Origin of the sequence: Streptosporangium sp. NPDC001559, from assembly GCF_042893955.1 — a bacterium.
Lineage (GTDB): Bacteria > Actinomycetota > Actinomycetes > Streptosporangiales > Streptosporangiaceae > Streptosporangium.
The window spans coordinates 528,966-554,807 of the sequence record NZ_JBIAVG010000003.1; the positions used below are offsets into that span (position 1 = coordinate 528,966).

The 25,842-nt window shown below is 68.3% G+C and carries 26 protein-coding genes; 25 read left to right on the forward strand and 1 reads right to left on the reverse strand.

Annotation, left to right across the window (positions count from 1 at the left end; translation table 11 throughout):
• The first annotated feature begins 229 nt into the window (after window positions 1-229).
• Both ACFYY8_RS09525 and ACFYY8_RS09530 read left to right on the forward strand, forming a co-directional pair.
• On the forward strand, window positions 230-904 hold the full coding sequence (locus ACFYY8_RS09525; RefSeq protein ID WP_390039065.1) for a response regulator transcription factor: 675 nt from the start codon (window positions 230-232) through the stop codon (window positions 902-904).
• A 32-nt stretch (window positions 905-936) separates the two neighbouring features.
• Window positions 937-1,884 (forward strand): sensor histidine kinase, encoded by a 948-nt coding sequence (locus ACFYY8_RS09530; RefSeq protein ID WP_390038906.1) that lies wholly within the window; start codon window positions 937-939, stop codon window positions 1,882-1,884.
• 114 nt (window positions 1,885-1,998) lie between these two features.
• Here the strand turns inward: ACFYY8_RS09530 and ACFYY8_RS09535 are convergent, their stop codons facing one another.
• Entirely contained in the window at window positions 1,999-2,610 is a 612-nt protein-coding gene (locus ACFYY8_RS09535; RefSeq protein WP_390038908.1) for a helix-turn-helix domain-containing protein, read from the reverse strand.
• A gap of 493 nt (window positions 2,611-3,103) precedes the next feature.
• Here ACFYY8_RS09535 and ACFYY8_RS09540 point away from each other — a divergent pair, with 493 nt between their 5' ends.
• The 23 genes from ACFYY8_RS09540 to ACFYY8_RS09650 all read left to right on the forward strand — a co-directional run bounded on the left by ACFYY8_RS09540 (window position 3,104) and on the right by ACFYY8_RS09650 (window position 25,823).
• A complete protein-coding gene (locus ACFYY8_RS09540) occupies window positions 3,104-4,573 on the forward strand; it encodes an FAD-dependent monooxygenase (protein ID WP_390038910.1) in 1,470 nt (489 codons plus the stop codon).
• 8 nt (window positions 4,574-4,581) lie between these two features.
• Window positions 4,582-6,867 carry an SDR family oxidoreductase gene (locus ACFYY8_RS09545; protein ID WP_390038912.1) on the forward strand — a complete coding sequence of 762 codons (2,286 nt, stop codon included), beginning with the start codon at window positions 4,582-4,584 and terminating at the stop codon, window positions 6,865-6,867.
• Between the two features lie 25 nt (window positions 6,868-6,892).
• Window positions 6,893-7,759 carry an SDR family oxidoreductase gene (locus ACFYY8_RS09550; protein WP_390038913.1) on the forward strand — a complete coding sequence of 289 codons (867 nt, stop codon included), beginning with the start codon at window positions 6,893-6,895 and terminating at the stop codon, window positions 7,757-7,759.
• Complete coding sequence (locus ACFYY8_RS09555; protein WP_390038915.1) at window positions 7,740-8,444, forward strand: antibiotic biosynthesis monooxygenase family protein; 705 nt, start codon at window positions 7,740-7,742, stop codon at window positions 8,442-8,444. Before ACFYY8_RS09550 ends, ACFYY8_RS09555 begins: the two co-directional genes overlap by 20 nt.
• A 51-nt stretch (window positions 8,445-8,495) precedes the next feature.
• On the forward strand, window positions 8,496-9,410 hold the full coding sequence (locus ACFYY8_RS09560) for an alpha/beta hydrolase (RefSeq protein WP_390038917.1): 915 nt from the start codon (window positions 8,496-8,498) through the stop codon (window positions 9,408-9,410).
• On the forward strand, window positions 9,410-10,663 hold the full coding sequence (locus ACFYY8_RS09565) for a cytochrome P450 (protein WP_390039067.1): 1,254 nt from the start codon (window positions 9,410-9,412) through the stop codon (window positions 10,661-10,663). Before ACFYY8_RS09560 ends, ACFYY8_RS09565 begins: the two co-directional genes overlap by 1 nt.
• Window positions 10,660-10,899: a ferredoxin gene (locus ACFYY8_RS09570; RefSeq protein WP_390038919.1), complete on the forward strand. Its 240-nt coding sequence runs from the start codon at window positions 10,660-10,662 to the stop codon at window positions 10,897-10,899. The genes ACFYY8_RS09565 and ACFYY8_RS09570 overlap by 4 nt, the downstream gene beginning before the upstream one ends.
• Before the next feature lie 35 nt (window positions 10,900-10,934).
• On the forward strand, window positions 10,935-11,672 hold the full coding sequence (locus ACFYY8_RS09575) for a class I SAM-dependent methyltransferase (RefSeq protein WP_390038921.1): 738 nt from the start codon (window positions 10,935-10,937) through the stop codon (window positions 11,670-11,672).
• Window positions 11,673-11,745: 73 nt separating this feature from the next.
• Window positions 11,746-12,069, forward strand: a complete 324-nt coding sequence (locus tag ACFYY8_RS09580) for a TcmI family type II polyketide cyclase (RefSeq protein WP_390038923.1) — start codon at window positions 11,746-11,748, stop codon at window positions 12,067-12,069.
• Window positions 12,066-13,337, forward strand: coding sequence for a beta-ketoacyl-[acyl-carrier-protein] synthase family protein (locus ACFYY8_RS09585; protein WP_390038925.1), 1,272 nt, complete (start codon window positions 12,066-12,068; stop codon window positions 13,335-13,337). The genes ACFYY8_RS09580 and ACFYY8_RS09585 overlap by 4 nt, the downstream gene beginning before the upstream one ends.
• Complete coding sequence (locus ACFYY8_RS09590; protein ID WP_390038927.1) at window positions 13,334-14,554, forward strand: ketosynthase chain-length factor; 1,221 nt, start codon at window positions 13,334-13,336, stop codon at window positions 14,552-14,554. Before ACFYY8_RS09585 ends, ACFYY8_RS09590 begins: the two co-directional genes overlap by 4 nt.
• Before the next feature lie 39 nt (window positions 14,555-14,593).
• Complete coding sequence (locus ACFYY8_RS09595; RefSeq protein ID WP_390038929.1) at window positions 14,594-14,854, forward strand: acyl carrier protein; 261 nt, start codon at window positions 14,594-14,596, stop codon at window positions 14,852-14,854.
• Between the two features lie 27 nt (window positions 14,855-14,881).
• Window positions 14,882-15,667, forward strand: a complete 786-nt coding sequence (gene fabG / locus ACFYY8_RS09600; RefSeq protein ID WP_390038931.1) for a 3-oxoacyl-ACP reductase FabG — start codon at window positions 14,882-14,884, stop codon at window positions 15,665-15,667.
• A 17-nt stretch (window positions 15,668-15,684) separates the two neighbouring features.
• Window positions 15,685-16,626, forward strand: coding sequence for an aromatase/cyclase (locus ACFYY8_RS09605; RefSeq protein ID WP_390038933.1), 942 nt, complete (start codon window positions 15,685-15,687; stop codon window positions 16,624-16,626).
• 113 nt (window positions 16,627-16,739) lie between these two features.
• Window positions 16,740-17,324, forward strand: coding sequence for an NADPH-dependent FMN reductase (locus tag ACFYY8_RS09610; protein ID WP_390038935.1), 585 nt, complete (start codon window positions 16,740-16,742; stop codon window positions 17,322-17,324).
• Between the two features lie 102 nt (window positions 17,325-17,426).
• Window positions 17,427-18,587, forward strand: coding sequence for a glycosyltransferase (locus ACFYY8_RS09615; RefSeq protein ID WP_390039069.1), 1,161 nt, complete (start codon window positions 17,427-17,429; stop codon window positions 18,585-18,587).
• On the forward strand, window positions 18,588-19,331 hold the full coding sequence (locus ACFYY8_RS09620) for an NAD-dependent epimerase/dehydratase family protein (protein ID WP_390038937.1): 744 nt from the start codon (window positions 18,588-18,590) through the stop codon (window positions 19,329-19,331).
• 4 nt (window positions 19,332-19,335) lie between these two features.
• Window positions 19,336-20,727, forward strand: coding sequence for an NDP-hexose 2,3-dehydratase family protein (locus ACFYY8_RS09625; RefSeq protein ID WP_390038939.1), 1,392 nt, complete (start codon window positions 19,336-19,338; stop codon window positions 20,725-20,727).
• A gap of 102 nt (window positions 20,728-20,829) precedes the next feature.
• Window positions 20,830-22,098 (forward strand): beta-ketoacyl-[acyl-carrier-protein] synthase family protein, encoded by a 1,269-nt coding sequence (locus ACFYY8_RS09630; protein WP_390038941.1) that lies wholly within the window; start codon window positions 20,830-20,832, stop codon window positions 22,096-22,098.
• The gene (locus ACFYY8_RS09635) at window positions 22,095-23,174 is read left to right on the forward strand and encodes a beta-ketoacyl synthase N-terminal-like domain-containing protein (protein WP_390038943.1); all 1,080 of its coding nucleotides are present in this window, start codon (window positions 22,095-22,097) and stop codon (window positions 23,172-23,174) included. Before ACFYY8_RS09630 ends, ACFYY8_RS09635 begins: the two co-directional genes overlap by 4 nt.
• 10 nt (window positions 23,175-23,184) lie before the next feature.
• Entirely contained in the window at window positions 23,185-23,592 is a 408-nt protein-coding gene (locus ACFYY8_RS09640) for a hypothetical protein (RefSeq protein WP_390038945.1), read from the forward strand.
• A complete protein-coding gene (locus tag ACFYY8_RS09645) occupies window positions 23,589-24,086 on the forward strand; it encodes a 3-hydroxyacyl-ACP dehydratase FabZ family protein (protein ID WP_390038947.1) in 498 nt (165 codons plus the stop codon). Before ACFYY8_RS09640 ends, ACFYY8_RS09645 begins: the two co-directional genes overlap by 4 nt.
• A 192-nt stretch (window positions 24,087-24,278) precedes the next feature.
• Window positions 24,279-25,823 carry an acyl-CoA carboxylase subunit beta gene (locus ACFYY8_RS09650; RefSeq protein WP_390038949.1) on the forward strand — a complete coding sequence of 515 codons (1,545 nt, stop codon included), beginning with the start codon at window positions 24,279-24,281 and terminating at the stop codon, window positions 25,821-25,823.
• Window positions 25,824-25,842 lie beyond the last annotated feature (19 nt).

Sequence of the window (25,842 nt, forward strand, 5' to 3'; positions counted from 1 at the left end):
GAAAGAACGCCCAGCTGTCCGTCTGACCGCCAGAGCCGTACGTCGATATCGGGGTTGGTCGACGTCTCTCCACTCGAACGGCATCATTCTCCGGGCGTACTCGTCGCTCTTCCCGGTCGAGCCGGGCTCGTGACGGCTCGACATGATCGTCGGCCCGGTGATCCGATGCGGTACACGCAGATGGTGCATGCAGATCATGGAAAATCCTGATCGATACACTGGGAGACCAATGCGGGTTCTGCTTGTTGAAGACGACTCGGAGTTCAGAGACGAACTGAAGGGAGGGCTGAACGAGCAGGGGATGGACATCCTGGCGGTCGACGGAGGGCAGGCAGCCCTGGAGCACTTCGGCAAGGTCGACGTGGTGCTCCTTGATCTCAAACTGCCGGACATCGACGGCTTCGAAGTGTGTCAGCGGATCCGAGCCATTTCGAGCGTGCCCATAATCATCGTCAGCGGTCGCAGCGATGAATTCGATCGTGTTCTCGGCCTGAAAATGGGTGCGGACGACTACGTCATGAAGCCGTACCTGCTGCGTGAGCTGACGGCACGCATCGAGGCGGTCGTACGGCGCACCAAAAGCGCCTGGCACGTGAACGTCCTGGGCAACGGGGACTCGGTCAGGGAATTCGGTGTGCTCAAGCTTGACCTGCGCCTGCGCCAGGTGCTCGTGAACGGCAGGGAAGTGGTGCTGCCCCGCAAGGAGTTCGAGCTTCTCGCGCTCCTGGCGTCCGAACCCGGCCGTGCCTTCACCAGGGAGCAGATCATGACCAAGGTATGGGGGCATGACGGCGCGGGCGACACCAGGACTCTGGGGGTGCACATGGTGGGCCTGCGCAAGAAGCTCGGTGTGCCCGGTCTGATCGAGACCGTGCGCGGCGTGGGATTCCGCCTGGTCGGCTGACCATGTGGTTCCGGGCCCTCGTAGGGCAGCTCGTGCTGTCCACACTGACACTGCTGGCGGTTTGCGGGCTCCTGGGGGTGATCCTGGGGCACTGGAACGTCATCCTGATCGTAGGTCTGATCGTCCTGATCGTGGTGGCCGCCGCCGCGGTCCCGACGGCGTTCTGGGTGCTCGCGCCGGGAGTCGCGCTGATCGAGGCCGTCAACGGGATGGAGACCAGCGACGTCGAACGGCTGGCCGTCGCGCATCGCGCCCCTCGTGAGCTGCGCCAGTTGATCGAGTGCATCAACGGGATGGCCGCCACCCTGCAGAGCAACACGTTCTTCCTCGCCGATGTGGCCCATCAGCTCCGGACGGAGCTGCAGCTGATGCAGATCAGGTTGGAGCGGCTGGGCGGCCATGTGTCCGCGGAGGGGATGGAGATTCACGCTCGGGCCATGGCGGATGTGGAACGTCTGCACAACACTCTGACGGAGCACCTCGAACTCGCCAGGATGATCGAGGCCAGCCCGCCGGTGGAGGTCGACATATGCGGCGTCGTCCTGGAGCGAGCCCGGGCTTGGCGGGATATCGCCGCCCGGCACAACGTCAAGATCAGGACATTGCTGAACGGGAGCCCCGTCGCCCTGATGCGGCGCGGCACGCTCGAGCAACTACTTGACATCCTGCTGGACAACGCGGTCCGACATTCGCCACGCTCGGGCACCATCATCGTCACGGTGCATCTCGACAAACAGCACAGCACTCTCCACGTACTGGACGAGGGGTCGGGTATGACGGCCGAGGAGCGTGAACGCGCCACGGTGCGCGGCTGGCGCGGTGACCACGCGGAGGGCGAAGGCCGTGGCCTGGGTCTGTCGATAGCCAACATGCTCGTCAGCTCGAACGGTGGCCGCTTCGCGCTGGACGCCGGCCCCCGGGGCTGCGGAGTGGACGTCCGTTCCACCTTCCCGATAGTTCACCGCGATGGAAGCCGCTGACCGGAGCCGCTGACCGGAACCGCTGACCGGAACCGCTGACCGGAACCGCTGATCGCAGGCGCCGGTGGGCGGCCGCGGAGGGCCGATCACCGGTGCCACGCGAAGGTCGGAGGATCAGCGGTCGCCGCGTTCGGCGAAGGTCCGCTCCACGTCGGTGGAGTCATAACGGACACGACCGGACTGGCTTCGGCGGTGCCAGCGATGTTCACTGGCCAGTCGATAGACGCTTCCCGCGGGTACTCGCCACAGGCGGGCGACCTCAGCCGCGCTGAGCCAGCGGGTCGCCCGGCCCGCACCGGAGTTCCCGCCCATCCGATGGCTCAGTCGCGTCCATTCGTGGGTCTGCCATCGGTGAGTCTCATCGGAGGAGCAGACGATCTCGCCTCCCGCCGGGTGCGCCTGCTGTGGCAGGACCGAGACGATCAGCTCGCCGGGGCAGCCCGCCTCGACGCACTCGCCGACCCGGACGCGGCGCCGCTCGCTGGGATGGGCCACCGCGCGAGCCGTGTTGACCAGACGCGCCATCTCACGGGTGATCTCGGCCGCGGCCTCGTGGCCGGTCAGCCAGGTGACGTGACGCCTGAGGAAACGGGCCAGGTCCCCGACCGCGCGGGAGGGCGGGGTGACGCCCCGTTGCTCGGCGACCAGGCCGCTCCACGAGCCGAGCACGGTGAGGACGGACTCGCGAGCGTCGGCGGCGGCGGTGTTGAACGGCAACCCGGGCATGGGCCCTCCCGAGGTCCGGCCGACCGTGGACCGTTGAGAGGAACCTGCGAGCACCCGCCCGCACTCTTCGTAGAGAGCCGGTAGGCGATCCAGATCCGTGGCGAGCCCGCGCTCGCACACGTGACACAACCGCGCGCCTTTCGGCACGTCACGAGGTTCACGCCGGCATCGTGCCCCCTGGCACAGGACACCGGCCTGCTGAATTGCGTCTGCGTATCCCACCTGGCTCACAGTAGATATCGCCCCAGGCATCAACAAGGTGCTGCGACAAGAAGTTGATCAACCTTAGTGAAGCGGCACCGACTGAAATGTTACCGTTCCTGACCTAACGTTTTCCTGATTTTTCCGAACCTGGCTTAACGAAAGCTTAGTGCCCTGCCCACTTGTTCTTCCGTGCGGTTTCGAAGAATGTATGAACTACCTTCCCAACGAGTGTCTCCACCGGCCGCCCATGAAATTCGGCAGCAGGTGGCGAAGAGTCAAGGAGGCGTACGTGGACGCCGAGGTAATCGTCGTGGGAGCGGGACCGACCGGAATGATGCTCGCTGGCGAACTACGCCTGAGCGGGGTCGATGTCATCGTCTTGGAGCGCCTGGAGAAAAGGTCGGGAGAGTCGCGCGGCCTGGGGTTCACCGCGCGCACGATGGAGGTTTTCGACCAGCGCGGACTGCTGCCGCGATTCGGTGACATCGATATAAGCGGCTTGGGTCACTTCGGCGGCATTCCCATTGACTTTGGGCTGCTCGACGGTGCGCACCAGGCGGCCAAGTCGGTTCCTCAGTCCCAGACCGAGACGGTTCTGGAAGAATGGGTCACCGAACTGGGAGGAGACATCCGGCGTGGCCACGAGGTCGTTCTCGTGGAGAACAACGGCGACCTGGTAGCCGTCGAGGTCGGCACTCCCACGGGCGTCCGGCGACTGACCGCCCGTTATCTGGTCGGGTGCGACGGCGGGCGCAGCACCATTCGAAAGGCCGCCGGTTTCGATTTTCCCGGCACGGCCGCGACAATGGAAATGTATCTCGCCGATGTGAAGGGGCTCGATCTCGAACCGCGGATGATCGGTGAAACCCTGCCCGGTGGAATGGTCATGGTCGGCCCGCTGCCCGGTGGCGTCACCAGGCTCATCGTCTGCGAACGGGGCACCCCGCCCCGGCAAAGAACGGAGCCTCCGGAATACGACGAGGTGGCCGCCGCGTGGAAACGCCTCACCGGCGACGACATCTCGCACGGTGAGCCGGTGTGGGTGAGTGCCTTCGGCGACGCCACGCGTCAGGTGACCGAGTATCGCCGCGGAAACGTGTTCCTCGCGGGCGACGCCGCGCACATCCACCTGCCCGCCGGAGGCCAGGGCATGAACACCGGCATCCAGGACGCGGTGAATCTGGGGTGGAAGCTCGCCGCCGTCCTGCGGGACCGCGCCCGCGAGCCGCTGCTCGACACCTACCACGACGAGCGGCATCCGGTGGGCAGGCGGCTGCTGATGAACACGCAGGCACAGGGGCTGCTGTTTCTCGGTGGCCCGGAGACACAGCCGCTTCGAGATGTGTTCGCCGAACTTGTCGGCTACGAGGAGGTCTCCCGCCACCTCGCCGGCATGGTCAGCGGACTGGAGATCCACTACGACTTCGGAGGGGGCGGCAACCCCCTGCTCGGCCGACGCATGCCCAACCTGGAGCTGGACGGCACCCCTCTCGTGACCAGCAGCACCCAGGCGCTGCGCGGAGGCCGGGGCGTGCTGCTCGACCTGGAGGACAACCCCCGGCTGCGCCGCAGGGCGGCCGGATGGGGAGACCGGGTCGACATCGTGACCTCAAGGCCGCGTGACGCGAAGCGGAGCAACTTGCCGGAGGGCACGGCGGCCGTACTCGTACGCCCCGACGGATATGTGGCCTGGGCCGCGCCGGGCAGCCACGACGACCTGCCCACGGTCCTGCGGCGCTGGTTCGGAGAGCCCCGGTAAGGAGGACCATGCGCGAAACCCGCACGGATACACAGGTCATCGTGGTCGGGGCGGGGCCGGTGGGCCTGATGCTCGCCGGTGAGCTACGGCTTGGCGGGGCGGACGTGATGGTGCTGGAGAGGCTGGCCGAGCCCACCACCGAGTCCCGGGCGTCGACCCTGCACGCCCGCACGATGGAGATCTTCGACAGCCGGGATCTGCTGAAGGACTTCGCGGCTCTGCCGAACGACGTCATGGGACACTTCGGCGGGGTTCCCCTGGATCTGACGCTGCCCGGACCGTACCCCGGCCAGTGGAAGGCCCCTCAGGTTCAGACCGAGGAGGTTCTCCAACGATGGGCCCTCTCCCTCGGGGCTGACCTTCGCCGTGGCCATGAGCTGCGCGACCTCACGGTTCACCGGAGCCATGTGGAGGCGGAGGTCGTCGGCCCGGACGGACCGCTTCGTGTCCGCGGCCTGTACCTGGTCGGATGCGACGGCGAGCAGAGCACCGTACGCCGGCTGACCGGTGTGGCGTTCCCCGGCAGGGAGGCGAGCCGCGAGCTGTTGCGCGCGGACGTGGACGGCGTCGAGATACCGAACCGGCGCTTCCAGCGTCTCCCCGGAGGACTGGCCATCGCGGCCCGGCGCGGTGACGGCGTCACCCGCGTGATGGTGCACGAGTTCGGTCGTGAGGCCGTACCGCGAACCGAGGCCCTCGGCTTCGCAGAGGTCCGGGACGTGTGGCTGCGCGTCACCGGCGAGGACATCGGCGGCGGGACCCCGCGGTGGGTCGATTCCTTCGGCGACGCCTCCCGTCAGGTGACCCACTACCGTCAAGGCCGCGTCCTGTTCGCAGGAGACGCCGCGCACCAGAAGATGCCCGTCGGCGGACAGGCCCTCAACCTGGGCCTGCAGGACGCGGTCAATCTTGGCTGGAAGCTGGCCCTTGAGGTGGCGGGCAAGGCCCCCGCCGGGTTGCTGGACAGCTACCACGAGGAGCGGCACGCGGTCGGCGCACGGGTACTCGAAGGCATCCGGGCGCAGGCGATGCTGTTGCTTGGCGGTTCCGAGGTGGAGGCGGGACGGGCCGTCCTCGGTGAACTGACCGGCTACGAGCGGGTCCGGCGGTCACTCGCCGAGGTGATCTCAGGACTGGGGATCCGCTACGACGTCGGTCCGGGCGATCATCCGCTGCTCGGCGCGCGCGTCCCCCCGGCGGACTACGTGACCGAGGCGGGCCCGACGAGTACCGCGGCGCTTCTCCGCCCGGGTCGAGGACTGCTCTTGGACCTCAGCGGGGAGCCCGGCCGTCACGCCGGGCTGCGCCGTCTCACCGCACCGTGGGCGGACCGGGTCAACACGGTGGCGGCCCGTACGGCGGCTGGGGACGCGGCCACTGACGGGAGCGTCTTCCTCGTACGTCCGGACGGTTACATCGCCTGGGCGGAGACCTCCGGGGCCGCCGGGCTGCGGGACGCGCTGGAGCGCTGGTTCGGACGACCGGCTTCGCTCTCCGGCACAGGAGCGACCTCATCTGATCGGAGAGGTGAAATGGATAGATTCGTAGGCAAAACAGCCCTGGTCACGGGGGCGAGCCGGGGAATCGGCAGGGAGATCGCGTCACGGCTGGCCAGGGAGGGTGCCCTGGTCGCCGTGCATTACTCGGGTGGTGGGGAGGCGGCCGAGGAGGTCGTCGCCTCGATCGAGAAGGACGGAGGCCGGGCCTTCACCGTGCAGGCGGAGTTCGGGCTTCCGGGTGACGTCCACGAACTCTTCCTCGGCCTGGAGCGAGGGCTGAAGGAGCGGACCGGGTCCGTCGAGCTGAACATCCTGGTCAACAACGCCGGTGTGATGGGCGGGGCCGCCCCCGAGGACACCACCCCCGAGCAGTTCGACCGGCTGTTCGCGGTGAACGCCAAGGCGCCCTTCTTCATCATCCGGCGGGCGTTGACGAACCTCGCTCCGGGCGGCCGGGTCATCAACGTCTCCTCTGGTCTGACCCGTTTCGCCAACCCCAACGAGATCGCGTACGCGATGACCAAAGGCGCCGTCGAGCAGCTCGCACTGCACTTCGCCAAGCTCCTCGCACCGCGCGGCATCACGATCAACAGCGTGGCGCCGGGCATCACCCGCAACGGCAGCCCGGTCTTCGACATCCCCGAGGCCGTCGAGCAGATGGCGCGCCTGTCAGCCTTCGACCGGGTGGGAGAGCCACGAGACATCGCCGACGTGGTCGCCTTCCTCGCCTCCGACGACGCCCGCTGGGTGACGGGGGCCTTCATCGACGCCAGCGGCGGCACGCTGCTCGGCTGACCGCCCAGAAGAGGAGACGATCTTCATGTCCGTACCATGCAAGGTCCTGATCACCGCCGCCACCGGCAACGTCGGTCCCCACGCCGCCGCGTATCTGCTGGAGGCGGGCGTCTCCGTCCGCGCTCTGGTACTGCGCGACGACCCTCAGATCGGCAAACTGCCCGAAGGTGTCGAGATCGTCTACGGAGACCTGGCCGACCCGGACTCCCTGGACGCCGCACTGGACGGGATCAAGGGCGTCTTCTGGATGTGGCCGTTCTTCACGCTCAGCACCGCGACCGCCCCCGCGGTTCTGGAAAAGATCGAGAAGCGGGCACTTCGCATCGCCCTGGTGTCGTCCGTCGGTGTCCACATCGGACTCGAACGGAGCGACAACAACTGCCACGCGTACCTCGAAGAGCTGATCGAGAAGACCCGCCTGGAGTGGACGTTCCTGCGTACCACCGGGTTCATGGCGAACGCGCTGGGCTTCGCCTCGCAGATCCGCGGAGACACGGGCGTGGTGCGCTTCCCCTACGGCGCGGCGGCCCGCACCTCGGTGCACGAGGGAGACCTGGCGGCCGTCGGAGTTCGGTCGCTCATCAGTGAAGGGCACGCGGGAAAGAAGTATCTGGTGACCGGCCCGGAGGTGCTCACCCAGGAGGAGCAGGTCCGCATCATCGGTGAGGTGATCGGCCGTGAACCGAGGTGGGAGGACGTGCACGCGCAGGCGGCGCGTGAGCAGATGGTGCTCTCGGGCTGGCCGCCCTCGTACGCCGACGGCGCGCTCGACTACTTCGCCATGCTGACCAAGGAACCCGAGGTGATGTCGGACGTCGTACGGGAGGTCACCGGAAAGCCGGCACGCACGTTCCGTGAATGGGCGCGGGAACATGCCGACAGCTTCCGCTGAGCCCGGGGACGGGACGGTCCCCGGTACGGCGCCGGCGGTCTCCCCCCAACCGGACGAGAACTTCGTCACCTTCGACGTCTTCCGGACCGACGGCGTCGCGACAGCGGGGATCCTCGCGGAGACCATCACTCGGGAGCTGTCCTCCCTGGTCGGGGAGGCACCCGGCTTCGTCTCCGCACGGGTCCACACCGATCTCGGCGGGACCACCGTCGTGGTCCGCGGTGAGTGGGCCGACGCGCGGGCCCACCGCGGGTTCGTCCTGGGCCACCCCGCAGGCCGTACGCTGCGGGAGCTCGCGAACCGGCCGGGTGTGCTCTCCGTCACGGCCTTCGGCGGCGTTCCTGAGGCCGGACTGCGGGGTCCGGCGGCCGGGCGGGTCCCAGGGATCGTGGCGGTCGCGACCCGGTACCTGGCGGACCGTGAGTCCGCCGAGGCGTTGCTGAGGCTGCTGGCCGACAGCGGGGAATGGAAACGACACTTCCCCGGATTCATCTCGGCGACGCCGTATCTCGCCCCCGACGCGAAGACCTTCGTCAACTACCCGATGTGGGTCGACGAGGCGGCGTACCGGGCCTGGATGGACGATCCGAGGATCACTACGGGCCAGGAGGAGATCACCCGGCTGGAGGTCGCCCCCGCCGAGTATCTGGTCTGCCGTGTGGTCGCGGACATCCACATGACCTGATGCGAACTCGACAGCCTCGTGGTGTCGACCGACATGAGGGAAACGCGTGACATGGACGACAGGACAAGCGAGAACCCGAAGGTCAGTGAGATCGTTCTCAACGCCGACGGCATCGTCCTGTCGGCACTCCTGGCCGAACCACCGCACGACCCGGCCAAGGCGGTCGTGGTCGCTCTACACGGTGCGGGCATGCGGGCCGGTTACTTCCACGGCCAGGCCCACCCCGAGCAGTCGTTGCTCAGCCTCGGGGCGAAGCTGGGGTTCGCCGTGCTGTCGGTCGACCGCCCCGGCTACGGACTGTCGGCCGCCCGGCTCCCGAAGGGACAGGGACTGACCGAGCAGTCCGCCACCCTGCGCGCGGCGCTCGCCGACTACGCGGGCCGGTATTCCCTCGGCGCGGGCATGTTCCTGCTCGCCCATTCCTACGGCGGCAAGCTCGCGCTGGCGGCCGCCGCGGACACGCACGACGACTTGCTGGGGCTGGACCTCTCAGGGGTCGGCCATCGGTACGCCGTGGACGAGCGGCTCGTCACCACCTCCGCCAGCCGAGCGAACTGGGCGACGCACTGGGGACCGCTCAGACTGTACCCACAGGGGACCTTCCGGTCCGCCGCGCCGTTGATCTCCGAGGTGCCGGCACGGGAGCGGGAGGAGGCTTGGGACTGGCCGGACCGCTTTCCCGGGATCGCGGCCCGCGTACGGCTTCCGGTTCGTTTCACCTATGCCGAGCACGAGCGATGGTGGTGTCATGACGAGGCGTCCGTCGCCACGATGACGGGCCTGCTGGCCTCACCTCGCGTCACCGTGGACCGGCTGTCTCACGCCGGGCACAACATCAGCCTGGGCTTGGCCGCGCGCACCTACCACCTGCGGGCTCTGGCCTTCTTCGAGGAATGCCTGACGGAGCGGACGACCCTCCCTGACCGCGGCCTGATTTCTTCTCATACCTCACAGGAGATCGAGTGATGGTCGAATCCGGACAACCAGCACCGCTGTTCAGCTCTGAGTACTACCAGGATCCCTATCCCACCTTCGCCTGGCTCCGGGAGAACTCCCCGGTCCACGAGTTCCGGTTTCCGGTCGGCGACGTACGCATGTGGATCGTGACGCGTTATGAGGACGTGCGCACGGTGTTGAGCGACTCCCGTTTCAGCTCCGAGGGGGGCAGGTGGGGAAACGAGGAGTTCAAGCAGGCAGGACTGGTCTCCGGCGCGGGGAGCGTGCTGGAGGAGGCCGTCACGGTCGTCGATCCGCCCGCGCACACCAGGCTACGGCGGCTCGCCATGAGCACCTTCACCCCCCGCCGGGTCGAGGAGTGGCGCGGGATCGTGCGCCGGCTCGTCACGTCCACCCTCGACCGGTGCGCGGAGCGCGGGCGGTTCGACGTCATGGAGGACTACGCGGGCGTGGTGTCCGCCGGTGTGATGGGGGAGATCCTCGGCTTCCGCATCGAGCGGCACCAGGAACTCGTGGAGACCCTCGCCAAGGTGTTCCCCTCCGATCCCGCGCTCATGCGGTACGTGCCGGAGGGCATGGCGAAGATCTGCGAGTACGCCGAACGGCTGGTCGAGGAGAAACGTCGTAACGCGGGTGAGGACCTGACCTCCGCCCTCATCAGGGCCGAGGAAGCGGGGGACCAGCTGTCCAAGAAGGAGCTGGTCGCGATGGTGGCGGCCATGATCCTGGCGGGGAGCGACACCATCAGGGCCTTCGTCGGCAACGCCGTACTGGCGCTGCTCGACCGTCCCGACCAGGCGCGGCTGCTCCGTGAGCGGCCCGAACTCGCAGGATCCGCCGTCGAGGAGTTCCTGCGCTTCGAGGGCGCGCTGAGCACCGTCCTGTTCCGGCTGACCACCGAGGACCTGGATCTGGCCGGAACGAAGTTGCCCGCCGGCTCGCCGGTCATCGCGGCGATCCTGTCCGCCAACCGGGATCCCCTGCGGTTCGCCGAACCCGACCGGCTGGACATCACGCGCACGGGCACCCGCCACCTGGGGCTCGGCCACGGACTTCACAACTGCCTGGGGGCGGCGCTGGCGCGCCTTGAGGGGGAGATCGCCATCCCGGCGCTCTTCGAACGCTTCCCCGGGCTCGTGCCGGCGACGCCACGCGAAGAGATCCGCTACATCGAGAGCTGGGCGATGCGCCGCGTTGTACGGCTTCCCGTGGAGGTCGCGGAAGACGGTCCTGTCTCAGCCGCCGCGGGGCCGTCGGCATGAAGGCGCTGCTGTGGATCGACAGGCGGATGTGTCTTGGCACCGGTCTGTGCGAGGCGATGTCCCCGGAACTTTTCGTCCTGGCGGACGACAACCTCGCCCAGGTGATCGAACGGCATCTTCACGATGACGACCGCGTCGAGCTGGCGCGGTCGGTCGCGGAGTGCTGTCCCAGTGGCGCGATCGTCGTCAGCGCGGAGGCGCATGCCCGCGCATCAGAGGAAGGCACAGGCAGTTGACACGAATCCAGACGCCGGCCGTTGAGTCCAGCGAAGTGATCATCACCCGTCTCTGGGAGAAGAACTATGACCGGCTGACGACCTCGATCATCGAGAGTCTGCCGATCGAGCCGACCTGGCGTTGCCTCGACGTCGGCGCGGGGGGCGGGTCGATGTCCTACTGGCTGGCCGAACGCGTCCCCCAGGGGTCGGTGATCGCGCTCGACACCGACGTCAGGTTGCTCGACGCCGGCCGGGCCCCCAATCTGACGGTCGAACAGGCCGACATCACTACCAAAGGGCCGGACGAGCCCGGATCACTCGACTTCATCCTCATCCGGGCCGTGCTCTCACTCGTCCCCGACCCGGATGAACTGATCGCCCGGGCGGTGAGCTGGCTCGCCCCAGGAGGCTGGCTGCTCGCCGAGGATTTCTACTTCATGCCGGGCGCGGACTGTCCCACCGCCAACGGGCGCACCGTGGTCGGCGCCTACGTACAGGCGTTCGACGCCGGCGGTGCCAACCCCTGGGTGGGACGCAGGCTCCCGGCGGCCCTCGCCCGCGCGGGCCTGACGTCGGTGAACAAGCACGTGCGGCCGTTGGGGCCGGGCCAGGGGGACAGCGAGAACGCGCTCATGCGGGCACGGATGGAGTTGCAGGGGCAGCCCCTCATCGACAACGGCCTGCTGACCGCCGACGACATCGCCCAGTTCATCGAGTCGCTGGAGCGTCCTGAAAGCCAAGACGTCACGACCCTGCTGTTCTCCGCGTGGGGGCAGCGCCCCCGGACCTGAGCGGTGTCCCGTGGAGGGCCATGGAAGGCCATGGAAGGCCATGGACACTCGTCACCAACAAGAGGAGAGAGCGTTGCACAGCACCCTGATCGTCGCTCGGATGGCCGGTGAGTCGAGGGAACAGGTCGCCCGGCTCTTCGCCGAGTTCGACAAGACGGAGATGCCGCATCTGATGGGCACTCGGCGGCGGCAGCTGTTCATGTACAAGGACCTTTACTTCCACCTACAGGATTTCGACGCCGAATCCGGTGGCGAGGCCATCGAGGACGCCAAGACGCATCCGCTCTTCCAGCAGATCAGCGCCGATCTGCGGCCGCACATCCAGCCGTACGACCCCAACTGGCGAACCCCGTCGGACGCGATGGCCACCCGCTTCTACACCTGGAAACCGGCGTGAGCCGCCGCGTCGCCATTACCGGAATCGGGGTGGTGGCCCCCGGTGGGCTGGGTGTCAAGAACTTCTGGAGCCTGCTGACCGAGGGACGGACGGCCACCAGGGGGATCACCTTCTTCGACCCCGCGCCTTTCCGTTCCCGGATCGCCGCCGAGTGCGACTTCGACCCCGCCTCCCACGGCCTGACGCCGCAGGAGATCCGGCGGATGGATCGCGCCGCGCAGTTCGCGGTGGTCGCCACCCGGGAGGCGGTGGCCGACAGCGGGCTGGAACTCTGCGGGCTGGATCCCGGCCGCACCGGCGTCAGCGTCGGCAGCGCGGTCGGCGCGACGACGGGGCTGGAGGAGGAGTATCGCGTCGTCAGCGACGACGGCCGGCTCTGGACCGTGGCCCCCGAGTACAGGGTGCCGCACCTCTACAACTACCTGGTACCGAGCTCGTTCGCGGCCGAGGTGGCGTGGGAGGTCGGAGCCGAGGGCCCCGCGGCGGTGGTGTCCACCGGATGCACCTCGGGCCTGGACTCGGTGGGGTACGCCTGTGAGCTGATCCGTGAGGGGACGGCCGACCTGATGATCACCGGTGCGGCCGACGCGCCGATCTCCCCGATCACCCTCGCCTGCTTCGACGCCATCAAGGCGACCACGCAGCGTAACGACGATCCGGAGCACGCCTCGCGGCCGTTCGACGGCACCCGGGACGGCTTCGTGCTCGGTGAGGGCTCGGCCATGTTCGTGCTGGAGGAGCTGGAGGGCGCCCAACGGCGCGGCGCACGGATCTATGCGGAGATCAGGGGGTACGCCTCGCGGTGCAACGCGTACCACATGACAGGCCTGAAACCGGACGGCCGGGAGATGGCCGAGGCCATCGGGGAGGCGATGGCTGAGGCACGGCTGAACGCGGAGGACGTCGACTACGTCAACGCGCACGGCTCGGGCACCAGGCAGAACGACCGCCACGAGACCGCGGCGTTCAAACGGAGCCTGGGCGAGCACGCCTACCGCACGCCGGTCAGCTCGATCAAGTCGATGATCGGCCATTCACTGGGCGCCATCGGCTCGCTGGAGATCGCCGCCTCGGCGCTGGCCATCGAACAGGACGTCGTTCCTCCGACCGCCAACCTGCGCACTCCCGACCCCGAGTGCGACCTGGACTACGTGCCGCTGACCGCCCGTCAGCAGCGCACCGACGTGGTGCTCACGGTCGGCAGCGGGTTCGGCGGCTTCCAGAGCGCGATGGTACTGGCGGCTCCGGACAGGACGCCCGCGGTATGAGAGCGGTCATCACAGGGATCGGCGTCACCGCCCCCAACGGTCTGGGGACAGAGGCGTACTGGGCGGCGACGCGCGACGGGACCAGCGGTATCGCCCGCGTCACCAGATTCGACCCTTCCTCCTATCCAGCCCGCCTGGCCGGTGAGGTACCGGGCTTCGTCGCGGAGGACCACCTGCCGAGCAGGTTGCTGCCGCAGACCGACCACATGACCCGGCTGGCCCTGGTGGCGGCGGACTGGGCGCTCGCGGATGCCGGAGTCAGTCCGGAGGACCTTCCCGAGTTCGGGATGGGGGTGTCCACCGCCGCGTCCTCCGGCGGATTCGAGTTCGGGCAGCGGGAACTGCAGAACCTGTGGAGCAAGGGCAGCCGGCACGTCAGCGGCTACCAGTCGTTCGCGTGGTTCTACGCGGTGAACACCGGTCAGATCTCCATCCGCAACGGGATGCGCGGCCCGTCGAGCGTCCTGGTCAGCGACCAGGCGGGCGGTTTGGACGCCGTCGCCCAGGCCAGGCGGCAGATCCGCAAAGGCATCAGGCTGATGGTCACCGGTGGCGTGGACGGTTCGATCTGTCCGTGGGGCTGGGTGGCTCAGTTGGCCGGCGGTCGGCTGAGCGGCCGTGACCAAGCGGATCGGGCCTATCTGCCCTTCGACGCCGCGGCCTGCGGGCATGTGCCGGGAGAGGGCGGAGCGATCCTCCTCGTCGAGGAGGCAGGGGTCGCCGCCGCCCGGGGCGCGCGGATCTACGGTGAGATCGCCGGGTACGCGGCCACCTTCGATCCCAAGCCGGGCAGCGGACGACCGCCCGCGCTGAGGCGGGCGATCGAGCTCGCGCTTGACGACGCCGAACTGGCCCCCGGGGACATCGACGTGGTGTTCGCCGACGCGGCGGCCACGCCCGAGCTTGACCGTCTTGAGGCCGAGGCGATCACCGCGGTCTTCGGCCCCTACGGCGTTCCGGTCACCGCGCCGAAGACGATGACCGGACGGCTCTACTCCGGAGCGGGCGCGCTGGATCTGGCCGCCGCGCTTCTGGCGATACGGGACGGGATCGTCCCGCCCACGATCAACGTCTCACCGGCCGCCGAGTACGAACTCGACCTGGTCACCGGCCAGGCGCGGCCGGCACCGGTGCGCGCGGCGCTGGTGCTCGCCCGCGGTCACGGAGGCTTCAATTCGGCGATCGTGGTGCGTGGTCGTGCCGAGCAGCAGGCGTGACCGCGGACTTCAACGGTGCTGCGAGCGAGAGGGATCCATATGACCGACCAGGAGTTCACTCTCACGGATCTCCGGCGCACCCTGCGCCAGGCCGCGGGAGAGGTCGAGGAACTCGACGGAGACATCCTTGACATCCGGTTCGAGGAACTGGGCTACGACTCGCTGGCCCTGCTGGAGACCGCCGGCCGGATCGAGCGCGAGCGCGGCATCCGGTTCGACGAGCAGGCGCTCATCGACGCTCAAACACCGCGAGCCTTTCTCACAGTCGTCAACGCCCATCTCACCCCCGAAGCGGTTTAGCCGGTGGTGAGACCCGAAGGAGTGGACATGCCCAATCGATACCGGCCCCACGCCATCGTCACCGGGGCTACCAGCGGGATCGGCCTGGCCGTGGCCCGCGACCTGGGTGGACGGGGGCATCGTGTTTTCATCTGCGCGCGCGATGCCGAGACCGTGGCCGCCACGGTCAAACGGCTCTCCGAGGAAGGCCTCGAGGTCGGTGGCGCGGCCTGCGACGTCCGGGACGGGAACGAGATCAAGCGGTTCGTCCAGGTCGCCGTGGATCGGTTCGGGCCGGTGGACGTGCTGGTGAACAACGCGGGCCGAAGCGGTGGAGGAGTGACCGCCGACATCGCCGACGAGCTGTGGTTCGACGTCATCGACACCAATCTCAACAGCGTGTTCCTCATGACACGTGAGGTGCTGAACACCGGAGGGATGAGGACCAGGGCCCGCGGTCGCATCATCAACATCGCCTCCACCGCGGGCAAACAGGGCGTCGTGCTGGGCGCGCCGTACTCGGCCTCCAAACACGGGGTCGTGGGATTCACCAAGGCGCTCGGCAACGAGCTGGCCCCGACCGGTATCACGGTCAACGCGGTCTGCCCCGGGTACGTCGAGACCCGGATGGCCGAGCGCGTCCGGCAGGGTTACGCCGCGGCCTGGGAGACCACCGAGGAAGCGGTCATGGCGAAGTTCACGGCCAAGATTCCGCTGGGGCGCTACTCCACTCCTGAGGAGGTAGCCGGTCTTGTCGGCTATCTGTCCTCCGACACCGCCGCTTCGATCACCGCCCAAGCCATCAACGTCTGCGGTGGTCTGGGCAACTTCTGAGTGAAGGAGAACAGAGCATGCAGCCTGCCCGCGAGGTCGAACACGACATCACGGTGGCCGCGTCCGCCGAGTCGGTCTACCGGCTCATCGCCGAGGTGGAGAGCTGGCCGCGCATCTTTCCGCCCACGGTTCACGTGGAGTATCTGGAACGCGACGAAGGCAGGGAACGGATCCGGATCTGGGCCACCGCCAACGGCGAACCGAAGTCCTGGACGTCCCGCCGCATCTTGGATCCCGACAGGCTGCGGATCGAGTTCCGGCAGGAGGTGTCGACCCCTCCGGTGGCCGCGATGGGCGGAACGTGGGTGATCGAGCCCACGTCCGACGGGGGGTGCCGCGTCCGACTGCTGCACGACTACCGGGCCGTCGACGACGACCCCGGCGGTCTCACGTGGATCGACAAGGCGGTGGACCGCAACAGCACCTCCGAACTGGCGGCGTTGAAGACCAACGTGGAGCTGGCCACCGGAGCCGAGGCCGACCGGCTGCTGTCCTTCGAGGACACCGTACGGATCGACGGCTCGGCCGCTGACGTCTACGACTTCCTCAACGACGCGCAGCTGTGGGAGAAGCGGCTGCCGCACGTGGCCCGGGTCTCACTGCTGGAGGACGTCCCGGGACTACAGGTTCTGGAGATGGACACCCGGACCAAGGACGGCTCGGTCCACACCACCAAGTCGGTACGAGTGTGCTTCCCCCACCGGCGGATCGTCTACAAGCAGATCGTTCTTCCGGCGCTGCTGAGCCTGCACACCGGAAACTGGCTGCTGGAGCCGGACGGTGACGGCGTGGTGGTGACCTCGGAACACACCGTTGTGATCAACACGGCGAACATCGCGAAGGTGCTCGGTGACCAGGCCGTCGTCGAGGACGCCAAGGCGTTCGTGCGGAGCGCGCTGAGCGGCAATAGCCGGGCCACCCTGGGCCACGCCAAAGAATACGCCGAGAGAAGGCGCTGAATTCGCGGTGGTTCGGGAGCGGCGCGACTTGACTTGAAGCGCGGTTCAATTTCTAGTCTCCATCTCGACAGCGGTGGAGAGGCAATGCGTTTCTCCCGACGGAAGGAACGGTCGTGTCAGAACGTCTTCGTTTAGGTGTAATCATCGGAAGTGTTCGCAAGGGACGGTCGGGAACCATCGTTGCGGATTGGTTCGCCGCGGAAGCTCGCAAGTCCGACCAATTCGAGGTCGAGCTTATCGACTTGGCCGATTTCCACCTTCCCCTCCCCTTCGGCGAGGGGATGACCGCCGAGGAACTGGCCCAGATCAGACCGCTGACCCAGGCGCTGCACGAGGCGGACGCGTACGTCGTGGTGACGCCGGAGTACAACCACAGCTACCCGGCCGGCCTCAAGAACGCGATCGACTGGCACGGTAAGGAGTGGGAGGCCAAGCCCGTCGCGTTCGTCTCGTACGGCGGCATCTCGGGCGGCCTGCGTGCGGTGGAGCATCTGCGGACCGTTCTCGCCGAGCTTCACGCGGTGACCATCCGCGCGACGGTGAGCTTCGTGAACTACTGGGACCAGTTCGACGGTGAAGGGCGCTGGCCCAAGGAGCCGGAGACCGGCAACTCCGCCGCCAAGGGGCTGCTTCAGCAGCTGGCCTGGTGGGCGCAGGCGTTGAAGGAGGCCAAGGCCAAGGAGCCGTACCCGGGCTAGAAGCGTGCTGGGGTACCCGGGGGGGCGACGTGCGACGTCGCCCCCCCGAGTCATGTCATCCCCCGGCAGACGGAAGGACGATGGAAGGGAGAAGTTGTGCGGATGCTGTTCATCGCCGGTGGCAGTGCGGCGACCGTCTTCGCGTTGACCCCGCTGGCCACGGCGGCGCGTAATGCTGGGCACGAGGTCTTCATGGCGGGCACCGACACCATGGCACCGGTGATCGCGGGGGTCGGACTACCCGCTGTCTCCGCGTCCTCCGTGCCGATGAGCCGGTTCATCTACGCTGATCGGCGGGGCACGCCGGTGGAGGTTCCCTCGGACCCGGCCGAGCAGCTTCCGTTCACAGGAGTCTGGTTCGGGCGAATGGCGGCGGACTGGCTCGGCCCGCTGCTCGAACTGGCCCGTGAGTGGCGTCCGGATGTCGTGGTGGGCGGCACCATGATGTACGTCGCCCCGCTGCTCGCCGCCCACCTCGGCGTGCCGTACGTCCGGCACACGTGGGACGCCATCGAGGTCACCGAGGTCGATCCGGGAGCCGAGCGGGAGCTTGAGCCCGAGCTCGCCGAGCTGGGGCTGGACCGGCTGCCGGAGCCGGATCTGCTCCTGGAGGTCTGCCCGCCCAGCCTGCTGCCGCCCAAGTCGCTGCCCGCCAAGCGCACGCTACCCCTGCGGTGGATCGCCGCCCCCGGTCAGCGACGGCTTGAGCCCTGGATGTACAGCCGGGGCGATCGTCCCCGGATCTGTGTGACGGCCGGCAGCCAGGCGGCCCCGCCGAAGGAGGCCCAGGACTACCGGCGGCGCTCTTTCGAGTTCCTGCGCTCCCTCGCGACGAAGGTCGACGCGCTGGGCACGGACCTGGTGATAGCGGCGCCCGAGGGGGTGGCGGAGGAGCTGAGGCCGCAGCTGCCCGGTGCCCGCGTCGGCTGGATCCCGCTGGACGTGGTGGCACGCCGCTGTGACCTGCTGGTGCACCACGGAGGAGGGGTCACCAGCATGACGGCGCTGAGCGTGGGCCTGCCCCAGGTGATCATTCCGCAGGCGCCCATCATGGTTCCGGCCGCGAGCCGGATAGCCGACCGTGGAGCCGCGATCGTCGTGCTCCCCGGTGAGGACACCGCGGACGCCGTCGCGGACGCCTGCCGGAACGTCCTCGCCGGCCCGTCCTACGCGGAACGGGCGGCCGGCATCGCCGGCGAGATCGCCGCGCTTCCTACGCCCACCGAGGTGTTGGCGGCCTTGGAAGACCTGGTAAGGAACTGAATGGAGATCATCGGAAGCGGGTTCCTCGCCAGGCATCTCAGGCCGATCGCCCTCCGGCATCCCGGCGCCGTGGCCCTGGCCGCGGGAGCCTCCTGGGCGATGGACACCTCGGAGGCCGCTTTCGCACGGGAGACCGCCCTGGTGGAATCCGTGGCCGACCGGTGCCGGGCGACCGGCCGGCTGTTGATCTTCTTCTCCACCTCATCCGCCGCCGTGTACGGTGCCGACCGGCCTGGCCGGGAGGACGACCAGGTCGTCCCCCGCAACCTGTACGGCGCGCACAAGCTCGCTCTGGAAAGCCTGCTGCGCGACTCGGGCACCGACTATCTGGTGCTGCGGCTCGCCCACGTCGTGGGTGCCGGGCAGCCGCCGCACCAGCTGCTGCCGACCCTCACCCGGCTGTTGTGCGAGAACGCCGTACGCGTCCATCGCGGCGCCACCCGCGACCTCATCGACGTCGGCGACATGGTCGCCATCACCGACGCGCTGCTCACCCGCGGGGTACGCGGCGAGACGGTCAACGTGGCCTCGGGCACGGCCGTCCCCATCGAGGAGATCATCGACCACCTGGAGCGACGTATGGGCGTGACCGCGCGCCGCGAATATCTGGACGGCGGCCACGCCGCCCATCTCGTCAGCACCGAAAAACTTCGCTCTCTGGTCCCGGAAGTGAAGACCATGGGCTTCGGCCCCGACTACTACCGGCGTGTGCTCGATTCGTTTCTCTCCTGTCCAGGAGGTTAGGTCGATGAGCATCAGTACTGCCTCGCGGCTTCGGCCGCGTACCGAACCGGAACTGGCCGGATGGCTCGCCAGGTCGGCCGCCACCACGCAGGGCGCCCAGCTGAGCACCGACGAAGTCCTCAGCTGGCTGGCTGACCGGACCCAGGCCCATGACTTCCGGGTGGACCCCATCCCCTTCGCCGATCTGGACGGCTGGTTCTTCGACGAGGCCAGCGGCAACCTGGGCCACCACAGTGGCCGGTTCTTCACCGTCGAAGGACTTCAGGTGACGGTGGCGGACGCGTCGGGCGTGACCGCGCCCAGGCGGTGGTGCCAACCCATTCTCAACCAGCCGGAGATCGGGATTCTCGGCCTGCTGGTCAAGGAGTTCGACGGGGTCGCGCATGTCCTGATCCAGGCCAAGATGGAGCCCGGCAACCGGAACCTCCTGCAGCTCTCGCCGACCGTGCAGGCCACCTGGAGCAACTACACCGGGGTGCATCGTGGGGCCGCCGTGCGCTACCTCGAGTACTTCACCGGGCCCGCGGACGGCCGCGTGCTCGCGGACGTGCTGCAGTCCGAGCAGGGCTCCTGGTTCTATCGCAAGGTCAACCGCAACATGATCGTCGAGGTCTCCGGTGAGGTTCCGCCGCACGAGGACTTCCGCTGGCTGACCCTTGGGCAGATAGGGCAGTTGCTCCATCACGACAACGTCGTTTCCATGGACGCGCGCTCCACCCTGTCCTGCCTGCCGCTCGACCGGGGCGAGCGGGGCGCGCTGCACTCCGACGCGGAGGTGCTCTCCTGGTTCACCGGCGTGCGATCCCGGTACACCGTGCGCGCGGACCGCATCCCGCTGGCGGACGTGTCCGGCTGGACGCGGACGGAATCGGCCATCGGGCACGAGCACGGGCGGCATTTCCGCATCGTCGGCGTCTCGGTGCACGCCGGTAGCCGCGAGATCACCAGCTGGAGCCAGCCGCTCCTGGAACCCAGCGGGCTGGGCGTCGTCTGCTTCCTCGCCTGCCAGATCGACGGAGTCCGGCATGTGCTGGCGCGCGGCTACGTCGAGGGCGGCCTGGTGGCCTCCGTCGAGCTGGGCCCGACCGTGCAGTGCGTACCCGACGACTGCGCGCACCTGCCCGAGGCGCAACGGCCCCCCTTCCTCGATCGGGTGCTGTCGGCCGCCCCGTCACGGATCCTGTACTCGGCGATCCAGTCGGAAGAGGGCGGTCGCTTTCTCAACGCCGAGAACCGCTACCTGGTGATCGACGTCGGGGAACCGTTCGAGCCCCCGCCCGACTACCTCTGGGTGACCCACGGCCAGCTCAACACCCTGGTCAGGCACGGTCACTATCTCAACGTCGAGGCACGCACCCTGCTGACCGCTCTGAACGCGATAGCGGTGACCGCGTGATCCGTCACCCGTTGACGTGTTCCCCCACGGCCTCGGCCGTGCTCGAAACGCTCCAGGACGAGGACGACCTTCAAGACTTCGCCGGTTCGGCTAAGGAGACTCATGTCTGTAGCTGTCGTACAAACCGATGAGGCGCGCCGGGGGAGACCCGCCCTCAGACGTGTGGTCGTCTCCGGGGTCGGTGTGATCTCCAGCATCGGTGTGGGTGTCGAGGAGTTCACCGAGGGCCTGCGGGAGGGCCGTAGCGGTGTCTCACCGATCACCGCCTTCGACACCACCGGGTTCGCCCACGTCAACGGTTGTGAGGTGAGGGACTTCAAGCCCGAGGTGTGGATTCGGCGCACGCCGGTTGAACAGCTCGGCCGCGCCAGCCAGTTCGCCGTGGCAGCGGCCAGGATGGCCCTTTCCGACGCGGGCCTGGATGAGGAGGGGCTACGGCACAGGCGTGGGCACATCTCCATCGGCACCACCGACGGAGGGTCCCGGGAGATCGACCTTCTCACCGAAGCCGAGGTGGCGGCGGGTCCCGAGTCCTGGGACCCGGGGATCGTACGCACCATCCCGGCGGGCAGGCTCTCGGCTGCGATCGCCGGGGAACTGGGCATGTCCGACGTGGAGGCGATGACATTCGCCACCGCCTGCTCGGCCGGCAACTACTCGATCGGCAGCGGGGTCGACGCCATCCGGCTGGGGGAGGCCGACTTCGCCCTGTGCGGCGGGGCCGACGCCGTCTGCAGAAAGACGTTCACCGCCTTCTACCGGCTCGGCACCATCGCCCCTGACTACTGCCGGCCCTTCGACAGGAACCGGAAGGGGATCCTGACCGGTGAGGGGGCCGCGGTGCTCCTGCTGGAGAGCCTGGAGTCCGCTCTCGCGAGAGGGGCGCGTATATACGCCGAGGTGCTGGGATACGGCCTGAACTGTGATGCCTACCATCCCGTCGCGCCCGACCAGGACAGCATCACCCGCTGCATGAGGCTCGCGCTTGAGGACGCGGGGGTGCGGCCCGAGGAGGTCGACCTCATCTCCGCGCACGGCACCGGGACCAAGGCCAACGACGTGACCGAGTGTCGTTCGGTCAACGAGGTGTTCGGGGGACGGCCGCCCCGCACGGTCTCCCTGAAGTCCATGATCGGCCACACCATGGGGGCGGCGAGCGCGATCGCCGCGGCCGCCTGCTCCCTGGCCATCACACACGGGTTCATCCCGCCCACCGTCAACCACGTCGAGACCGACCCCGAGTGTGAGATCGACTGCGTTCCGAACCACTCCGTCCCGGCGGACCTGCGGATCGTGCAGAGCAACGGGCTGGCCTTCGCGGGCAACAACGCGGTCGTGCTCTTCGGTAAGTACAAGGAGCAGGTCAAATGAATGGTCTGGCGTATCCGGTCATCACGGCGTGGTCGGCGGCCTCTCCGTTCGGCATGGGCCGGGAGGCCTTCGTCGAGGGGGTGTCCACCCGGCGCACGGCCGTCACCGAGCTCGACCGGGAACGGTGGGGAACACCGCCCGACGAGCGGGCCGGCCTGATCGTGGGATTCGAGCAGCGTGAGGTGCTGGGCAAGAAGGGCACCCGGGGCATGAACCGGGTCTCCGGTTTGGCCGTCACCACCGTTCGCCGCCTTCAGGAGGAGATCGCAGCCGACGGGACCACCGCGCTCGTCCTGGGCACGACCACCGGCAGCGCGGAGACGATGATGGAGACCATCAGGACCGCGCTGACCGCTGAACTGCCCTTCCGCACCGACCCGGCTACCACGCCGTACGGTGTGATGAACGGTGCCGCCGGTCAGTGCGCCATCTGGCACGGGTTCAAGGGCCCCAACGCCACGATCGCCTCGGGCAGGCCGACCGGTCTGGCGGCGCTGGGCTACGCGCGGCGGCTCCTGCTGACCGGCAGAGCACGGACCGTGCTGTTCGGGGCGGCCGAGGAGTACAGCCGCGCCCGCTCGTGGCTGGAGTTCCACGCGCGGGAGAGCGGCGCCTCCGCGACGGTTCTCGGTGAGGGCTGCGCGATGTTCTCGCTCACCACCCGGCCGTCCGCCGACACCCCGATCCTGGCCGAGGTGCTCGCACTGGATTTCCGCGTCTGCGTCGACGGTGACTGGGGCGGCGTGGTGGACAGGTCCGTACGGCGCGCCCTGGCCGCAGCCGGCCGTTCGGCCGCGGACGTGTGGGCGACCTGTGCCTCGGGAGCCGCGGGGGCGGCGGGCAAGGCCGAGCTCGCGGCCCTCAACGAGGCCGTGTCCGCCGACGTCGATCTTCCCTTCGTGACCGAACTCATCGGCGAGACCCATGCCTGCTCGGCGGCCTTCCAGCTGGCCGCGGTGCTCAGCCTGGCCGAACGGGATCCCGGGGCGGCGGGGCGGCTCGCCGTGATCACTTCGATCGACCCGCCGAGCGGGACGGCCGCCGCGGCCGTGCTACGCCTGGGCGACCCCCGCTGAGAGGAGACCGATGGCGACACCGGAGGTGTGCAGTCCCGTCAGTACGCTGCCCGGGGTCTTCGAGACCGGGCCGGAACATGTGAAGGCCGGCGTTACCGTCGAAACCACGGAGGCCGTGTTCGCCGGACACTATCCGGGACGGCCGATCCTTCCCGGTATGTGCGTTGTGGAGTACGTACGGCTGGCCGCGCTGGCGAACCTCCCCGAGACACCGGGCGGCTGGCGGCTGGCGGCCATCGAATCAGGCCGGTTTCTCAGTCCGGTCCTTCCCGAGGACCGGCTCGTCATCGACTGCGTGTCGTCGGCCGGGGATACGGGTCCGCGCTGTTCGGCGACCGTCAGCACGGAACGCGGTGTCATGGCACGCGTTCGCCTGCGCTTCGAGGCCCGGCGAGCGCGGGAGGAGAGCACCGAGTGATCGGCGTGGGCGAGCTCAAGAAGATCCTGCCGCACCGCTATCCGATTCTCCTCATCGATCGTGTGACCGAGCTCGTGCCCGGTGAGCGGCTGACCGCGCTGAAAGCGGTCACGTGCAACGAGCCCTGGTACCGGACGATGCCCCCCGACGCGGGTGAGGAAGCCCACGACTATCCGGGAGTCCTGCTGGTCGAGTCATGGTGTCAGGCCGCCGCCGTCCTCGGCGGCCGGTCGGCGGGAACTCTCCGAACCCAGGCCGGGCAGGTCCCGCTCCTCGGCGGTGTCTCGGACGTGAGGTTGTCCGGGCACGCGCGTCCGGGCGATGTGGTGGAGCACCGGGTCCGGCTCGTCAGGGACTTCGGCGACACGCTCATCTTCGAAGGTGAGAGCACGGTCGCCGGTCGCCTCATCGCCGAGATCGGCCGCGCGACGATGGCGCTGCGTCCGGGCACGGACATGGGGCGCGCGTCACAGGGCCGGCCTGCGGCACCGTGAGGAAACCATCCGCCGACAGGGATTAGCAAAAGCTTAGAACTGTGCCTCTTGCGGGCCGGAGGGCAATGGAGAGAGCATTATGTAAAGCCCGGTAAATGTCTTTCTTCGGTCGTGCCGGTTGATTAGGGAATATGGCATAGAAAATAGGCTGCGATTCAAGGAGAAACTGTGCCCGAAGACAGGACTCCAGCCGTGATCGGCTTAGTGGAGGAACTCGCGGGCCTGAAGCGACAGGCCGCCGACGGGCCGAGTGAGCGGGCCACGGAGGCCCAGCGGGCCAAGGGGAAGCTGACCGCCAGGGAACGGATCGCGCTGCTGCTGGACCCGGGGACGTTCCAGGAGGTGGAGCCACTCCGCCGGCACCGCGCCACCGAGTTCGGGCTGCTGGACAACAGCCCCTACACCGACGGAGTGGTCACCGGCTGGGGCGCCGTGGAAGGGCGGACCGTCTTCGTCTACGCCCATGACTTCCGGATCTTCGGCGGGGCGCTCGGTGAGGCCCACGCCCACAAGATTCACAAAATCATGGACATGGCCGCCACGGCCGGCGCCCCCCTGGTCTCGCTGAACGACGGGGCGGGCGCGCGGATCCAGGAGGGGGTCATGGCGCTGGCCGGCTACGGCGGAATCTTCCAGCGCAACACCCGGGCCTCGGGAGTCATTCCGCAGATCAGCGTCATGCTCGGACCGTGTGCGGGCGGCGCGGCCTACTCGCCCGCGTTGACCGACTTCGTGTTCATGGTCCGCAACACCTCCAAGATGTTCATCACCGGCCCGGACGTGATTCGCGCGGTGACGGGCGAGGAGATCGACCATGACGGGCTCGGCGGCGCCGACGTGCACGCCGGAACCTCAGGGGTGTGTCACTTCGTCTACGACGACGAGGAGACCTGCCTGGAGCAGGTCCGGTACCTGTTGTCGCTGCTGCCCGGCAACAACCGGGAGACTCCTCCGCGGGCCGACTGTGACGACCCGGCGGAGCGGCGTTGTGAAGCGCTGCTGGACGTCGTCCCGGCGCACGGCAATCTCCCGTACGACATGCGCCGGGTGATCGAGGAGATCGTCGACTACGGCGAACACCTGGAGGTGCACGAGAGCTGGGCCACCAACCTCATCTGCACGCTGGCGCGCCTGGACGGACACGTGGTTGGGATCGTGGCCAGTCAACCCCAATCAATGGCAGGCGTGCTGAACATCGAGGCATCGGAGAAAGGCGCCCGCTTCGTGCGCTTCTGTGATGCCTTCAGTATTCCGCTCGTCACCCTGGTCGACGTTCCCGGTTTTCTGCCCGGAGTTTCGCAGGAGCACAACGGAATCATCCGGCACGGCGCCAAGCTGCTCTACGCGTACTGCGGCGCCACCGTGCCAAGGATCTCCGTGATCCTCCGCAAGGCGTACGGCGGCGCGTACATCGTGATGGACTCGCGCTCCATCGGCGCCGACCTCAGCTTCGCCTGGCCGACCAACGAGATCGCGGTCATGGGGGCCGAGGGGGCGGCGAACGTCATCTTCCGCCGGGAGATCGCGGCGGCCGACGACCCGGACACGATGCGGGACGCGCTGGTCAAGGAGTACAGGGCCAAACTGATGCATCCCTACTACGCCGCCGAGCGCGGCCTGGTGGACGACGTCATCGACCCGGCCGAAACCCGCGGGGTTCTCATCCGCTCACTGGACATGCTGCGGACCAAGCACGCGGACCTTCCCGTCCGTAAGCACGGCAACCCTCCGCAGTAACCCACACCTGGAGGCAAAA

Bases quoted from the DNA above. Each gene is read 5' to 3' on its own strand.
- ACFYY8_RS09525 (WP_390039065.1), top strand. From the start codon at position 230: ATGCGGGTTCTGCTTGTTGAAGACGACTCGGAGTTCAGAGACGAACTG.
- ACFYY8_RS09535 (WP_390038908.1), bottom strand. From the start codon at position 2,610: ATGCCCGGGTTGCCGTTCAACACCGCCGCCGCCGACGCTCGCGAGTCC.
- ACFYY8_RS09545 (WP_390038912.1), top strand. From the start codon at position 4,582: ATGCGCGAAACCCGCACGGATACACAGGTCATCGTGGTCGGGGCGGGG.
- ACFYY8_RS09550 (WP_390038913.1), top strand. From the start codon at position 6,893: ATGTCCGTACCATGCAAGGTCCTGATCACCGCCGCCACCGGCAACGTC.
- ACFYY8_RS09555 (WP_390038915.1), top strand. From the start codon at position 7,740: ATGCCGACAGCTTCCGCTGAGCCCGGGGACGGGACGGTCCCCGGTACG.
- ACFYY8_RS09560 (WP_390038917.1), top strand. From the start codon at position 8,496: ATGGACGACAGGACAAGCGAGAACCCGAAGGTCAGTGAGATCGTTCTC.
- ACFYY8_RS09565 (WP_390039067.1), top strand. From the start codon at position 9,410: ATGGTCGAATCCGGACAACCAGCACCGCTGTTCAGCTCTGAGTACTAC.
- ACFYY8_RS09570 (WP_390038919.1), top strand. From the start codon at position 10,660: ATGAAGGCGCTGCTGTGGATCGACAGGCGGATGTGTCTTGGCACCGGT.
- ACFYY8_RS09590 (WP_390038927.1), top strand. From the start codon at position 13,334: ATGAGAGCGGTCATCACAGGGATCGGCGTCACCGCCCCCAACGGTCTG.
- ACFYY8_RS09595 (WP_390038929.1), top strand. From the start codon at position 14,594: ATGACCGACCAGGAGTTCACTCTCACGGATCTCCGGCGCACCCTGCGC.
- fabG (WP_390038931.1), top strand. From the start codon at position 14,882: ATGCCCAATCGATACCGGCCCCACGCCATCGTCACCGGGGCTACCAGC.
- ACFYY8_RS09605 (WP_390038933.1), top strand. From the start codon at position 15,685: ATGCAGCCTGCCCGCGAGGTCGAACACGACATCACGGTGGCCGCGTCC.
- ACFYY8_RS09615 (WP_390039069.1), top strand. From the start codon at position 17,427: ATGCTGTTCATCGCCGGTGGCAGTGCGGCGACCGTCTTCGCGTTGACC.
- ACFYY8_RS09620 (WP_390038937.1), top strand. From the start codon at position 18,588: ATGGAGATCATCGGAAGCGGGTTCCTCGCCAGGCATCTCAGGCCGATC.
- ACFYY8_RS09625 (WP_390038939.1), top strand. From the start codon at position 19,336: ATGAGCATCAGTACTGCCTCGCGGCTTCGGCCGCGTACCGAACCGGAA.
- ACFYY8_RS09630 (WP_390038941.1), top strand. From the start codon at position 20,830: ATGTCTGTAGCTGTCGTACAAACCGATGAGGCGCGCCGGGGGAGACCC.
- ACFYY8_RS09635 (WP_390038943.1), top strand. From the start codon at position 22,095: ATGAATGGTCTGGCGTATCCGGTCATCACGGCGTGGTCGGCGGCCTCT.
- ACFYY8_RS09640 (WP_390038945.1), top strand. From the start codon at position 23,185: ATGGCGACACCGGAGGTGTGCAGTCCCGTCAGTACGCTGCCCGGGGTC.